The organism is Gymnodinialimonas mytili (assembly GCF_037544085.1).
Classification (GTDB): Bacteria; Pseudomonadota; Alphaproteobacteria; order Rhodobacterales; family Rhodobacteraceae; genus Gymnodinialimonas; species Gymnodinialimonas mytili.
Window position 1 is genome coordinate 1,540,784 of sequence record NZ_JBBIFW010000001.1, and the last position, 13,418, is coordinate 1,554,201.

The 13,418-nt window shown below is 57.4% G+C and carries 11 protein-coding genes; 6 read left to right on the forward strand and 5 right to left on the reverse strand.

All coding sequences use genetic code 11. The features are described from left to right. Positions 1 to 62: 62 nt before the first annotated feature. Together V8J82_RS07645 and V8J82_RS07650 are read right to left on the reverse strand one after the other, a co-directional pair. Complete coding sequence (locus tag V8J82_RS07645) at positions 63 to 650, reverse strand: LysR substrate-binding domain-containing protein (protein WP_339973835.1); 588 nt, start codon at positions 648 to 650, stop codon at positions 63 to 65. Next, a complete protein-coding gene (locus tag V8J82_RS07650; protein ID WP_339973837.1) occupies positions 622 to 921 on the reverse strand; it encodes a LysR family transcriptional regulator in 300 nt (99 codons plus the stop codon). The genes V8J82_RS07645 and V8J82_RS07650 overlap by 29 nt, the downstream gene beginning before the upstream one ends. Positions 922 to 1,006: 85 nt before the next feature. Here V8J82_RS07650 and V8J82_RS07655 point away from each other — a divergent pair, with 85 nt between their 5' ends. From V8J82_RS07655 to V8J82_RS07665, 3 genes are all read left to right on the forward strand, one after another. Beyond that, positions 1,007 to 2,029: a permease gene (locus tag V8J82_RS07655; RefSeq protein WP_339973839.1), complete on the forward strand. Its 1,023-nt coding sequence runs from the start codon at positions 1,007 to 1,009 to the stop codon at positions 2,027 to 2,029. Between the two features lie 200 nt (positions 2,030 to 2,229). After that, complete coding sequence (locus V8J82_RS07660; RefSeq protein WP_339973841.1) at positions 2,230 to 3,258, forward strand: AraC family transcriptional regulator; 1,029 nt, start codon at positions 2,230 to 2,232, stop codon at positions 3,256 to 3,258. A gap of 162 nt (positions 3,259 to 3,420) precedes the next feature. Continuing rightward, positions 3,421 to 4,626: an acyl-CoA dehydrogenase family protein gene (locus V8J82_RS07665; protein WP_339973843.1), complete on the forward strand. Its 1,206-nt coding sequence runs from the start codon at positions 3,421 to 3,423 to the stop codon at positions 4,624 to 4,626. A 207-nt stretch (positions 4,627 to 4,833) separates the two neighbouring features. Here V8J82_RS07665 and V8J82_RS07670 read toward each other — a convergent pair whose 3' ends face one another. Continuing rightward, positions 4,834 to 6,141: a lysine N(6)-hydroxylase/L-ornithine N(5)-oxygenase family protein gene (locus V8J82_RS07670; protein ID WP_339973845.1), complete on the reverse strand. Its 1,308-nt coding sequence runs from the start codon at positions 6,139 to 6,141 to the stop codon at positions 4,834 to 4,836. 1 nt (position 6,142) lies between these two features. After that, positions 6,143 to 7,243 carry an MFS transporter gene (locus V8J82_RS07675; RefSeq protein ID WP_339973847.1) on the reverse strand — a complete coding sequence of 367 codons (1,101 nt, stop codon included), beginning with the start codon at positions 7,241 to 7,243 and terminating at the stop codon, positions 6,143 to 6,145. Positions 7,244 to 7,336: 93 nt separating this feature from the next. Here V8J82_RS07675 and V8J82_RS07680 point away from each other — a divergent pair, with 93 nt between their 5' ends. The 3 genes from V8J82_RS07680 to V8J82_RS07690 are packed head-to-tail and all read left to right on the forward strand — an operon-like array spanning position 7,337 to position 11,606. Then, entirely contained in the window at positions 7,337 to 8,983 is a 1,647-nt protein-coding gene (locus V8J82_RS07680; RefSeq protein WP_339973849.1) for an IucA/IucC family protein, read from the forward strand. Next, positions 8,980 to 9,870 (forward strand): GNAT family N-acetyltransferase, encoded by an 891-nt coding sequence (locus V8J82_RS07685; RefSeq protein WP_339973851.1) that lies wholly within the window; start codon positions 8,980 to 8,982, stop codon positions 9,868 to 9,870. The genes V8J82_RS07680 and V8J82_RS07685 overlap by 4 nt, the downstream gene beginning before the upstream one ends. Next, positions 9,867 to 11,606: an IucA/IucC family protein gene (locus V8J82_RS07690; RefSeq protein WP_339973853.1), complete on the forward strand. Its 1,740-nt coding sequence runs from the start codon at positions 9,867 to 9,869 to the stop codon at positions 11,604 to 11,606. The genes V8J82_RS07685 and V8J82_RS07690 overlap by 4 nt, the downstream gene beginning before the upstream one ends. A 391-nt stretch (positions 11,607 to 11,997) precedes the next feature. Here V8J82_RS07690 and V8J82_RS07695 read toward each other — a convergent pair whose 3' ends face one another. Next, positions 11,998 to 13,074 carry a serine hydrolase domain-containing protein gene (locus tag V8J82_RS07695; RefSeq protein ID WP_339973855.1) on the reverse strand — a complete coding sequence of 359 codons (1,077 nt, stop codon included), beginning with the start codon at positions 13,072 to 13,074 and terminating at the stop codon, positions 11,998 to 12,000. Positions 13,075 to 13,418: the final 344 nt, after the last annotated feature.

Here is a 13,418-nt window from a genome sequence, read left to right on the forward strand (position 1 = left end):
TTGGGCATGCTCGGCAAAACTGAGCGAGATCAGCCTCGGAGAGCGCAGTTAAAGCCGGCTTGTTATGCTCTGGCCAAAAATGCGGATCGAATAGCGGCCTTCATAGCGTCTTTAGGCCCACGTCCCTTCGCCTTGCTTGATGCCATCACGAGCTTGGAGGTAGGCGTGCTCTCGAAACCCAATGCCTCGTTCACCACTGATAAACCGGCGTGAAGCGAAGAGCGGCCTAGCAAGCCAACCGCAATCCCCGCTTCTACCGCTGCAATCACGCCCGAGACGCTCTGACTGGAATAAACGATGCGGTATGGCTTTTCACGCGCTTGAAGGGAGTCGATTGCCGCGTCGCGCCACCAACATGCATGATCGAACAATGCCACCGGCAGTCTTTCATCTACCGGAAAACTCCGCTGCGCAGACGACATCCAGCATGTTGGGTCTTCATACAAGACCTCTTCGTGATTTGATGGATTTTCGACCTCGTAAATCGCAAGATCCAAGTCTCCCTTGTCTAGGGCCATGGGAAAACTTGTGCTCTGGGCACAGGTGACATCCAATTCAACTTGGGGATGATGGCGGGTGAACGCCGCAATGACCTCCGCGAGTTTCGTTCTTCCATGATCGTCATGGTATGCCCAAGCGTAACTTCCCACTCACGGCATCCTGAGAAATGTCGCGACGCACCGCATCGAGGCGTGCGGCCACGTCTTTCGCTACGGGCAGCAGCGTTCGGCCCACATCGCTCAGCACAACACCACGGCCATGCCGATCAAAAACGGTTCGACCAAGGATGGCTTCTAGACGTTTGATCTGAAGACTTGTGGCAGATTGAGACCGATGGATACGAGCCGCGCCGTCCGTAACGCTACCGGCCTCCGCGACGGCGACAAAGGTCCGCAGCAGATCGCTATCCAAATTATCCATCGATTTTTCCAATATCTGAAATTGAAATTATCCGTTTTATCGATGTCTCAGGTCGCTCTATTTTTCAAGGCTAGAGGAGTATTCTATGTCCGACCAGGCCGCTGCCCACCAACCGTCAAACCGGAAATGCCTGTTATTGGGCTTATCTCTTTTGCTGTTGGCAGGTCTCGGTTTTGCGTGGCCAGAGCATGCCGTGAATGCTACGAAATTCGTGGTGTCGGGCCTAATCGCCGTCGCTCCTATCGTTATTCCGGGCATCTTTCTTGCGGCCTGGATCATTGCAAGCGGAGCGGCCACTCATGTCGCTGGCGCGTTCGCGGGCCGAACATTGCGATCGGTTTTGGCCGCATCGCTCATCGGAGCCGTCACGCCCATATGCGGTGTGACGGTGCTGCCTTTGATGGCCGGATTGCTGGCAGCGGGCGTCCCCCTTGCACCTATCATGGCGTTCTGGCTGTCCTCCCCTATAACGGATCCGGCGATGCTCGCCACAACGGCAGCCACACTGGGTCTGAACTTTGCGATCGGCAAAACGCTCGCGGCCTTCGGATTGAGTGTATTCGGCGGCGCGATCACGGGGCTGTTCGCCGAGACACCCTGGGCGATGCAGGCGCTTCGGGAAAACGGCCTTGCCCGCCAACTGAGTGCTGCGCGATGCGGCGAGGATCAGCCTTTCGATCCATTGGTATGGCGATCAAAGGACCGCCGGCAGGCTTTTGGCGGACAGTTCTGGGCGACCGCGCGGCTTATCCTACTCTGCTTGATTCCAGCATTCGCCGCAGAATATGCCCTGAACGCCACCCTGACACCGGGGGCGCTGGCAGAATATGTTGGGGAAGACAAATGGTGGGCCATACCTGTCGCAGTATTCATGGGTGCGCCAGCCTATATAGACGGCTACGCCGCGCTCCCGTTGACGCGTGGACTGATCGACAATGGTATGTCCGAGGGTGCGGCGATGGCCTTCCTTGTCTCGGGCGGCGTCGTCAGCATTTGGGGCGCGATGGCCGTTGCGCCGGTTCTCAAACTGAAGCCATTCATGCTTTATCTGCTGCTTGCGGTTCTGGGCTCGCTTGGGGCGGGATATGTCTTTGAGTGGATCGTCTGAGATGCAACACTTGCGGAGAGCAAACGTACAGCCAACTCTCGGCCGCCAAGCCCAGCAACTCACCAGTTTTGGCGTCCGCAACGAGATGCCAGCTCCACGGGCTGCGCGAAGCATCCGAACACTGCATCTAACGGCGACTTTGGGCCGTTCCAAATTGATGGCTTCTAGCTCCCGGCCTTCATCGCTAGTTTCGCCATCAAATGAGCAAAGCAGCGACAGCACCTTTTTCAACCGTATCCAGCCAATTCATCCAGGACTGGCTGGTGGGCCTCAAGGCAATTTGTACAGAGGATCACTATCGTTTTTTGCTCGAACGAGCCGAATTGCCAGTCGATGCTGGTGCACCCCAGGGGCGCGTCACGTTGGATCAGATCGTGCGCCTGTACCAACTGGCTGCTATCGAAACCGGGGACGAGATGATGGGGCTTTGGTCCCGGCCAATACGACCACGCGCCCTGCAACACCTGCTTACATCGGTGCGCGAGTCGACATCACTCTCTTCAGCGCTCTATCGCTATTCTACGTTCTGGAACCTGCTGCTGGACGACCACCAGTTTCAATTGACCGATGACGCAGACACACTCGCGCTTTGCTTAGTCCCTCAGAGCAAGCACCCGATACAGCGCTTTGGGCACATGCTGATCGTCAAACTCGCTCATGGCGTTTTGTCCTGGCTCGCCCGGCAGGAAGTTCCGCTGGAGGCGGTTGATTTCGCCTTCGAGCGTCCACCCTTTGAGGAAGACTACGCCCTCATCTTTCCCGCGCCAGTCACGTTCTCGGCACCCACAACTGCGATCCATTTCCACACCAAATCTCTTGTGCCAGTTCAAATCCGCAGTACTTATGATCTGGGTCGCTTCTTGGAAAACGCACCTCGCGACTGGATCTTCACACGGTCGCAAGAACACACGCAATCACTGCGGGTCCGTGCCTATCTGATCCGATCAACCTGGGAAGAGGCGCATCTAGGTGCAGCAGCCAATGCACTGCACCTGACCCCGCGAACATTGATCCGCAGGCTTGAGGCTGACGGAACATCCTTTCAGGCCATCAAGGACGGGGTGCGCCGAGACATCGCGATCCGGCGCCTGCAAGTGGGTGACGCGAGCATCGAGGCTGTTGCTCAGGATGTCGGGTTTGCCTCGGCGGCCAGTTTCCACAAGGCCTTTCTGCGCTGGACAGGCGCGACGCCCAGTTCGTACCGGCGGCGCTCCGTCACCTCTGTCTAGGTTTGTCACTTTTGGACAATCGGATGTCACTGCGCGAGATAGCCCCCTAGCGCCAGCGCAATTAAAAGCAGGAAAACACCATCTTTAAAGGCACCTCGATTGCCTCACCAGTCTTGGCTGGCGAGATCGAACATCTGCGCCCAAACTCACAGGACCACTTTCATGTCAGACAAACTAGAAAAGATCCTCACCGCCGCCCGCGACCACGCCCATGAGGTTGTCGGACCGAATGTGGATACCTGGAATGCGGACAAAGCCTGGCCACGCAGCGCGTCTGACAAAGCGGGTGCTGCAGGCCTCACGGGGCTCTACGCTCCCGAAGAATGGGGTGGGCAGGGCTTGTCCCTGTCGGAGGGCATTCAAGTTTATGAACAGCTGGGGCTAGGTGATGGCGCCTACGCGTTCGCCTTGTCGATGCACAACATCTGCACCTTCGCGGGTTGCGGATACGGGACCGACGCCTTCAAAGCGCAATGGGCCCGCGATCTGACTTCCGGTCGCAAGCTCGCCAACTTTGCCCTGACCGAACCGCAGTCCGGCTCTGACCCTATGAAAATGTATACGAGAGCAACCATCAATGCAGATCGCACTTGGACGATCAGTGGGGCCAAAGCCTGGGTCAGCTTGGCGACTGAGGCCGACATCTATTTCACTGTTGTCAAAACAAGCGATACCCCCGGCCACAAAGATATGGCCATGATCGCGATCCCGGCCAACGCTCCAGGCGTCAGCTTTGGCCCGCTCTATGACACACCATCGTATAACTTCTTGCCGATGTCCGAGATGTATCTCGACAAGGTGGTGGTCGGCGAAGACAATATCATCCTACCTATCGGTCAAGGCCTGCAAGGCTCCCTCATGGCAATCGACATCGCGCGCGTCTCGGTCGCCTCGGGCTGCTGTGGTCTGATGCAGGCCGCTCTGGATACTGCTCTGTCGTATTCCAAAAACCGCAAAATGTTCGGTGGCAAAAACCTGGATCTGGACGGCATTCAGTGGATGTTGGGCGAGGTGGCGACCGATCTGGAGGCCTCAAAGCTGCTCTACCGCAAAGCCGCCGCGGCTTTGGGCACCCCGGAAGGTCCGCTCATGGCCGCCCACGCCAAGCGCTTTGTGCCCGATGCTGCCGTGAAGGCCACAAACACCTGCACGCAAGTGTTGGGTGGTATGGGCCTGCTGCAGCCTTACGGTCTAGACCGGCTGTCTCGCCTCGCCCAAATGCTTCGGATTGTTGACGGGACGACAGAGATCAGCCGCGTTGTCATAGGTCGAGCACTGCAGAGACGTGCGGCGGCCTTGCCAGACCTGCCAGTGCCTAAGGGGTACGGAGAAACCGAAAAGCGAGACGCGACATTGGCTGCCGAGTAATGCACACACAAATCTAGCTCAATCCGTTTGGCTGTATAGGTTTGTAGTCGCAGACAATGGCAGCAATGCGGAATGCAACCGTCGCATTCGAGCCCAAAGCTAAAATCGGCTATGGGCCGTGCTCCACTTTGCGAAATCCGCCTTGCTGCGCGTATCCTATGTTGGCGCCAACCCGCCGCGTTTCGTGCGCGCGGCGGGCGTTCAGGATCACGCTATGATGCGCACTCGCTCTTCCGCTATTTGACAAGCACCCCAATCGACAAGTCCGTCTGGCGTTTGCCGGAGTGCGTCGAATAGCGGCCTCCCTGCAAAATCCTCCAGAATACGAGCACTGCGCCATGCCGTAAGGCTCAGCTGCGGGTCCACACTGCCATGCGATGCCCGACCGTGGTTCAATCCATAGATTGGTGTTTCTTCAGGGCCATCCCATTGCACCCTATATCGCGCATCCAACGAAAGTGCGCCGCCCGTCTCGATCTTCAAACGATCCCGCAACGGGCTTAGGCAGTCAGGTACAAAAGGCTGAAACCCCGTCGCCAATATCACGATATCCGCGTCCATGCGCTCGACGGCGCCGCCAGGCGCTTCCGCGCTCAGTTGGAAGCCGCCGAATTGACCTTTGATCCGGGTTACGGTTCGCCCGGGTCGGAGCGAAACGACATTGCGCTCCTGCATGTAACGATGACGATAGAGTTGGCGATAGATTTCATTTGTGGTGGCGGGCGTCAGCCCGTCGCTGCTATATTTCTGTGACGATACGATCGATTTTTTTTCCGGTTCGCTTAGCTGCAAAAATGTCTTGTGATAGGCTGGGGTATAGATCTGGTCGACCAACCCTCCCTCTTGCAAATGCCAGAACGCAGAGCGGCGGCTGAGCCATGTCAGTTCCGCAGGCTTCGGGTCGGCATGCAATATATCAAGTACGATCTCGGCACCCGTCTGCCCCCCACCAATCACGGCGATACGTTTGCCAGAGATGTCCGGGCAACGCTCCAGATAGTCAATTCCGTGAAAACAGTTCGGTCCAATCGGCGCCCCGTCCGGGACATGCGGGACCTGACCGGTTCCGACTGAAAGCGCTTTGGCGTGAAGCACGGTTCCAGAAGTCATCTTCAGAACAAAATGGCGGCCATCATGATCTACCTCGCGCACCGGAGAGTTGAATTGGCAGGAGTCGAGTTGGCCTGCGACCCACGCCAAATAATCCGTGAATTCCCAACGCGATACGGTTTCAAAGCGGGCCGCCATGAAATCGTAGAAACGTCCTTGTTGCACAAGGTAGTTTAGAAAACTCAACGGGCTGGTGGGCAAGACCGGCGTGACCATATCCTTGAGATACGATGTCTGCATGGTGCTGTCGTCAAAGGCCAATCCTGGATGCCAGGAAAAGGCAGGCTTTCGGTCAAAAAACTGAGTTTTTAGCCCGTCAACGTCCTGCGCGAGAGCCGCAAGGCTGAGGTTAAAAGGGCCAATCCCGATGCCGGCAAGATCAGTGTAGGAGATAGCGGATGTCATTTCAGGTCCTTTGTGTTGGGGGAGGAGCAAAGGCCAACGCAGCGCCCGAAAGCGCAACGATGGCAAAGGGCGCGGCGGGTGACAGCGCTATCAACGCTGATCCCGATGCGACCCCGCCAGCCAGTGCCGCGATTTGTATCGCGCCATTCCAGCCGGTGACCTGAAGCTGGGCATAATCCTCGCGGGTCATGATTTCGGAAAGATTTAGGGTAAAGAGCAGTCCGGTGGCGCCACCGATGACAAAGCTGAGCAATATAAAAAGCGCAAGTTGGTCTGCCAAAGGCACACAAGCAGCCACCAGAAACAGGAGCAGCGCCGCCCCGCGCGCCCCGCGTCGCCCGACTTTGGACACCAGTACACGCAATGAGACGAGCAAACCGGCATTGGCAGCAGCAAGGCAAAGCCCCGCATAGCCTGCCGCAAGGGTCGGGTTGGCATCGAGCCGATCTAAGATCAACGGCGCAAGGCCAATTTGTGCGGCGCCAATGGCGACCTGCGTCAGCATTGTGACACGAAATGCGGTCAATCGCGGCGGTCGGATGGTGGCGCGCAAGCGCGGGGCAATCTTACCGCGCCACATGAACAGGCTGATCCCGGCCCCCAAGGCGGCGGGTAGCAAGGGCATCAGCGGTGAAATCAGCAGCAGCGGACCGATCAACGCGGCGGAGAAGATGCGTCCAATGCTGCCCATAGATTGAACGACACCGAGACCTTGCCGGCTGTTTTTTTCTGCTGCAGCACGGGTTTGAGCGACCAGCATCAGACCGGCGGCCGACATACCCTGGACTGCTCGGATCAGGGCGAGAAGAACAAGCACCATCATGGGGGTCCAACCCTCAACGCCCATGCCGACTAGGTAGATTAGCGCGAGATTGGCCAGCAGAAGTCCGCCGAGCCCACACAAGACGACTGTCCGTCCACCCAACAAACTGACAAAAGGAAGGGTAACGCCCGCTGTGACCAATCCCAAGGCCACGGCCAGCCCAATCTCACTTTCATGCAAGCCCAAGGCCAGCGCGAGCACCGGCACCATGCCGATCAGCGCTGTTTGCTGGAACGCATGACCGGCCAGAACCGGCCAGAAGACTGAGAGGGGCGACATGGCAATATCCCTAATCCTGACAAAAATAGTCGGTAATAGCGATTGGGTGAACAGTAAACGCGATTGTCTCCACTCAGTGAAAGGCAGCGCAAAATGACCGATCACCATTCAGCGTCCGAACTCGCCGCGCTCGATGCGTTTCTCAATTCAGCGCTTCGCGAGGGTCAGCTCCGCGACGCCCAACTCTCTGATACCTATCTGCATTTCATCGACCATACGGGCCGAAGCATCAGCGTGGACATCAGGCGCAGGTCCAATCTGCGCACGCTGTTCGGGCCAGGGATCAGACATCACACGCCAAACGGATATGAGAATATCAGCGTGTCGAAGCTGCTGGCGCATCTGTCGCAGCCGGGCGGAGACACGTTTCAGAGGCGTGTGATGGATAGCCTTGATGCGATCCGCTGCGCGCCTGCGATGAAAAGCGGCGCTGAAACGTGGAACTTCCTTTCCACTGAACAAGCGTTGAAAGCGGGCCACCCCTTCCACCCCAACCCACGCAGCCGCGATGAAATGACTGCAGATGAAGCGGAACGATACGCCCCGGAGCATGAGAATACCTTTCGCCTGCACTGGTTTGCGGCCGATCCGTCCTGCGTGATCGCCAACGCTGCGGCGGCGGATTGCCTGCGGCGTCTGGTAAATGCCGATTTCGGCGCAATCGATCCAAACCGGATCCCGCTCCCGTGGCATCCGTGGCAGGCCGAGAAACTCACGGCACAAAACGCGATCCGCGATATGATGGATGGTGGAGAACTGGTCGATCTGGGGCGCGGTCGCGGGTTTTGGGGCGCGACATCATCCATGCGCTGCCTGCACGGATGGCATGCACCGTTCATGGTCAAGACATCGATGTCGCTGCGTTTGACCAACTCTATTCGGCACCTTTCGCTACGCGAAGTCGTGCGGGGGGTGCATATCTCCGAGCTACTGAACTCGGATCTCGGCGCGCGGATTAAGCAAGACTTTCCAACCCTGAACATCCTCGGAGAGCCCGGCTATGCTGCGCTTCGCGGCGCGTCGGATGCGGTCCGCAACGACACGCTTGTCGTGTTGCGAGACAATCCTTTCCGCGATGCTGCCCAAGCTGGTCCGGTGATGCTTGCGGGGTTGTGCGAGGCATCGCCCGACGGGTTGTCTCCACTTGGAGACTTGGTGCAGGCGCTAGGCCCCGATGCTGCATCCCAGTGGTTCAAACGCTTTCTGGACGTCGCCATCTGGCCGCTTCTTGAACTGCGCGCACGGTACGGGCTTTTGTTTGGTGCTCATCAGCAGAACATGATGCTGTCGCTTGATCATGGCTGGCCCCACTCCGTCTGGGTGCGGGATTGCCAGGGTACAGGGCATCTCGACAGCTTTCACAATATGCTAATTCAGGAATGTCCAGGCATCGGCGAAGGCGCGGAAAACGTTGTGGGCACAGAGCTTGGTGATGGCCTCGTCACCTATTACGTCGTCGTCAACAGCGCGCTCAATACCCTGTCTACCCTTGTTCTGGATGGTTTGGCGGACGAGGCGCACCTGGTTGGAGTGCTGCGTGAATTCCTGCGCAGCGCCCGCGCACAAACCCCCGGCGATCCGACGCTCTACACCCGTCTGCTTGAACATCCGACCCTCACCTGCAAAGGCAATTTCGCCACGAGCCTCAGCGGCGTGAACGAAGCCGATGGCGACGCACGTGGACAGATTGCCAGCTTCCTCGAACTTCCCAACCCGTTACTGGAGCCTGTCCACGTATGACCCCTGATGCTACGATACTCAGCCAAGCCGCGCTTCCATCCTCGAATGATCCCGAGCTATTTGCACGATGGGTTGATGCTCGTTTCGCCGAGGATCGGACCTCTGCCCATATTGATCTTCCGCACGAGGCGGCTCAAGCACAGCCTGCATCGCGCCTGCCGGGATATGTGGATCGCAGCACGGGTGCGGGGCGCATCCATCGGTCCGGTTTTTTGCAATCGCCAGAGCCATGGCTCAAGCATCCGCAAGCGCGATTTCAGATGGCAGGGCTGATCCCAGGGCCTGACGGACGCGACCATCCTCTCCGCCCGGCCAACCCGAAGGGTTTGGTATATGAACGGTTCTTCGCCGATGCTGGCATCACCGTGTCCTTCCATGCGGTCGAGATCGAGCGCGACTTGGACATCTTTCACCGCTGGCAGAATGATCCACGCGTCGCCTACTTCTGGGAAGAGGATCGGTCAAAAGAGGAATTGCGCGGCTTCCTCGAAAACCGTCTGTCGGATCCCCACAATTTCTCGATTATCGGCTCATATGACGGTCAGCCAGTAGGCTATTTTGAGGTCTATTGGGCGCGGGAAGATCGCCTTGGCGCGTATTATGAATCCGGTCCGTGGGACCGCGGTTGGCATGGTCTGATTGGCGAGGTCAGCGCGCTGGGGCGCGCCCGGACATCCGCCTGGATCCGCGCGTTGACCCATTACATCTTCTTGGATTGTCCTATGACCGACCTGGTGGTGGGTGAGCCGCGCGTCGATAATGCCAAGCTCCTGCGCTACGCGGATGCTCTGGCCTACAGCAAAATCAAAGAATTCGATTTTCCGCACAAACGCTCGGCCCTTATGCATTGCGCGCGGGATGATTTCTTTAGCCGGGTAGCGCTATGACATCGGGCTTTGGCGCTGCACGGCGGCGATTGCTGGCCAAGATGATCAGCGAATTGAGTTGGGAAGAGGTTTTGCATCCCCGGGGCACCGATCCTTACCACCTCGAACTCGCATCAGGCCGGGTCTACCACTTTCGGGCGACACGTCGCATCTGGGACAATCTGGATATCGATCCCGACAGCCTCTCGGTTGACACTGGCATGACGCCCTGTCCGTTGCGATTTGTCGTTGATGCGCGGGCCGAGTTGGGCATGCTTCCCGACACCGAGGCTATGTTCCTGCGCGAATTGTCCAATACCCTGCGGCAGGATATCGAGCTGGAACGTCTCTACGGTCATCTCGACACTCAGGCGTTGATGGCACTGCCGACGCACATGTTGCATGCCACACTTCAAGGTCATCCTAAGGCAGTCGCCAATAAGGGTCGTCTCGGCTGGGGCAGCGCGGACCTTACGGCATATGCGCCGGAATATGCGCAACCGATCCAGCTCTTCTGGCTCGCGGTTGATCCTGATCTGCTGCACAGCGGGCAATCCGACGATATCAACGAAACCGCTTTGCTTGATCAGGTCCTTGGACAAGATGGGGCAAAAGCCCTGCGACGAAACGCACGGCAGGCGGAGGCGCCGAATGCGTTCGTGCTGCTGCCCGTCCATCCGTGGCAATGGCGAAACCACCTGGAGCAAGCCTTCGTCGCCGAGATTGCCGAAGGTGCGCTCATTCCGCTGGGTCGACACGGCCCTGAATTCATTGCAACGTCCAGCCTGCGGACGCTAACCCCTTTGGAAGACGGGCCCTACGATGTGAAGCTATCGCTTGGCATTTTAAACACCTCCGCGTGGCGCGGGATGCCGGGGAAATATATCGAACATGGAGGGGCCTTGTCGGACTGGCTCGAAGCGTTGGTCCAAGCTGATCCTCTATTGAACGACCGCGTCATGATCTTGCGCGAAGCCTTGGGTCATTGGGTGGCGCACCCAATCCTATCTGATTGCCCAGACGCGCCCTATCGCCATCACGAAATGCTGGGGGCAATCTGGCGTGAAAACGCCTGCGCAAAAGCCGGCCCGCAAAGGCAGGCGGTTATGGCTGCAGCATTATTTCACCATGGTCTGTGCGGCACGCCGTTGGCGCAGGCTTATGCAGAGGCCGCAGGTGTTGGTATTGAACATTGGCTGGAGGCACTTTTCAAAGTCACTGTTGTTCCACTATGGCACATGCTTTGCAGCTATGGTGTCGGCTTCATCGCCCACGGCCAGAACATCACAATCATCCTCGATAACCATATGCCCGTGGCGATGGCGCTCAAGGATTTTCAAGGCGATCTCGATCTGGTCGATCAAGACTTTCCCGAGATGAGCGGCCTTGACCCCGCCATCCGTGACCTGCTGCCGCGCAAGCCCCCCGCTTACATCATTCATGATATCCAAACTGCGCATTTCGTGACTGTCCTGCGCTTTTTGTCAGCCTCTCTCGCCCGCGCGGGACAGATTGACGAAGGTCAATTCTACGGCATTTTGCAGAACGTTCTTATCCAATACAAAAACGCTCACCCCGCCTTGTCGGAGCGACAGAGAGTGTTCGATCTTTTCGAACCGCATATGCCCAAGGTCTGCATAAACAAGGTGCGGCTGAGTATTGGCTACGGGGATCGTGGTGAGCGCCCCCTGCCCGCGCGCGGAACGGATCTTCGAAACCCATTGGCAGGCCAGTATCTGCAACAAGCAGAAAGATGAGGTCAACGGACCGTCTGAGGCCAAGCAACGCGGCCATCCCTGAAGGTAGCACTGATAAAATGCTTGATGGTCAGGACGACGGCGCATGGCCGTGCCGTTCTCACACTGGTTAATGCCGCGCGGCGCTTGAAAGACAGTTTCTGCAAACCTAAACGAAAGATACCAATCGGGAGACAGACGCCGCCTGGTTTTAAATCACAACTCCGTCTTTGAACCACCGCTGATCGAAAGGGGCTGCTGAAGATCTTTTAGATTTGCTCAATGTGTTTCGTGTCAGGACATCTGCGCTTTGAGTGGAACAGACAAAGAATGTGCGTGGCTGTTTCGCGCCTACGTCAAAAAAGCAGTACGATGTTAATGTCTGTTGGCAGCGTCGCAATCTGGCCCGATTTTAGGTCGCGGAAGTCGCTTCAAATACATCACTCGCTGCCTTTTGTGGAGATTGAAAACCAAACTTCAGCCCCGACCAGAAACCCGCAGCAAGGCCATTGCTGGCGAAAATCCCAATTGCGGCGCGCTTCTCCGGACAGACATAGAGTTCACTTGTCATACCTGCGGTGCCGCCATTGTGAAACAGGATTGGCGCCCGATCTGCGTCCCACCTTATCGATATCCAACCAAGACACTGTGTGAAAGACTCTGTTGCATCGCGACCCGTCCCGCGCTGCGCGGGCAATGCCGACCGACAGATTGCCTTGTCCAGACTGTCATGCGGTTCCCGGATTGCATTGATCACCCGACGCGCAAATTGCGCCATGTCGTTTGGTGTGGACCGCAAAGCGCCCGCGGCCGCGATGGCCTTGAAGGTCCAAGGTTTCACGGGGCGACCGACCGCATCGTGAGGTTGCGCGAAACGGTGTGTCCGATCACCCTCCAGATGAGCTGATGTGTCGTTCAAGCCGATCGGATCAAGAACCTTCTCACGCAGCAAATCACCGAAGTCTCGGCCTTCATGGGCTGCAAGCGCCTCACCCAGCAGTCCGAAACCCATATTGGAATAGGCATAGGCGTTGGGCTTCGGCGCTGCGCCGCGCCAACGTCTCACCCAGTCAAACAGATCGTCACGGCTAAAATCGGCGTAGAAATCGTCGCCAACCGGAAGCAATAGCGCTTTCCAGTAGGGAATATGCAGCTTCGGCAAACCTGCAGAGTGAGTAGCCAATCGGTTCGGCGTCAGCCACGGTTGCGTTCCTTCAAGTGCAGGGATCATCTCGCAAAGTGGCCTGTTCGGATCTATCCGCCCTTCTTCAACCAAGACCGACAGCAAAATACCCGTAAAGACCTTCGTAATGGACCCGATCTCAAAGACGACGTCTCCGGGGTCGCACGCAGCGTCTGATCCCGTGTCACCGGAAAGAGTGAACTGTGTGTGACCATCTTTCAGAAGGAATGCGGCAACAGCACCGTGGTCGCTCTTAAAATGCGCCAACATGCTTTCCGGTAAGACACCGGTCTGATCTAACGACATCAAACTCCGCCTCCATTCGAGTCTGAGATGGAAAACAAGCGCGGAAAATTCAATATGGTGACATCTCTGCCTGTGATCATCGCGGTCTTCCGCGCAGCACTAGCGAAAAGTCATTTTTTTTGGGCCGCGTTATGTGAGTTCAATTGACTTGGGATTTCGCGCTGTAAACGAATTGCCGGCTCCACGGGCGGCGCCAAAGCACTCAAACACTGTATGCAACAGCGCGTGTGGATGGTTCCTGGAAACTTTGCAAAGTCAGCACTCTGCGCATCGCGGCGATTGGTTCAAGTACGGCATCGGGAACTATGGGCGCGGCGCACCATCCCGCAATTCGGGCAACAAGC

What these genes read in the sequence shown, in the direction of transcription:
- V8J82_RS07650 (WP_339973837.1), bottom strand. Translation starts at nt 921, where the DNA reads ATGGATAATTTGGATAGCGATCTGCTGCGGACCTTTGTCGCCGTCGCG.
- V8J82_RS07655 (WP_339973839.1), top strand. Translation starts at nt 1,007, where the DNA reads ATGTCCGACCAGGCCGCTGCCCACCAACCGTCAAACCGGAAATGCCTG.
- V8J82_RS07660 (WP_339973841.1), top strand. Translation starts at nt 2,230, where the DNA reads ATGAGCAAAGCAGCGACAGCACCTTTTTCAACCGTATCCAGCCAATTC.
- V8J82_RS07665 (WP_339973843.1), top strand. Translation starts at nt 3,421, where the DNA reads ATGTCAGACAAACTAGAAAAGATCCTCACCGCCGCCCGCGACCACGCC.
- V8J82_RS07670 (WP_339973845.1), bottom strand. Translation starts at nt 6,141, where the DNA reads ATGACATCCGCTATCTCCTACACTGATCTTGCCGGCATCGGGATTGGC.
- V8J82_RS07675 (WP_339973847.1), bottom strand. Translation starts at nt 7,243, where the DNA reads ATGTCGCCCCTCTCAGTCTTCTGGCCGGTTCTGGCCGGTCATGCGTTC.
- V8J82_RS07680 (WP_339973849.1), top strand. Translation starts at nt 7,337, where the DNA reads ATGACCGATCACCATTCAGCGTCCGAACTCGCCGCGCTCGATGCGTTT.
- V8J82_RS07685 (WP_339973851.1), top strand. Translation starts at nt 8,980, where the DNA reads ATGACCCCTGATGCTACGATACTCAGCCAAGCCGCGCTTCCATCCTCG.
- V8J82_RS07690 (WP_339973853.1), top strand. Translation starts at nt 9,867, where the DNA reads ATGACATCGGGCTTTGGCGCTGCACGGCGGCGATTGCTGGCCAAGATG.
- V8J82_RS07695 (WP_339973855.1), bottom strand. Translation starts at nt 13,074, where the DNA reads ATGTCGTTAGATCAGACCGGTGTCTTACCGGAAAGCATGTTGGCGCAT.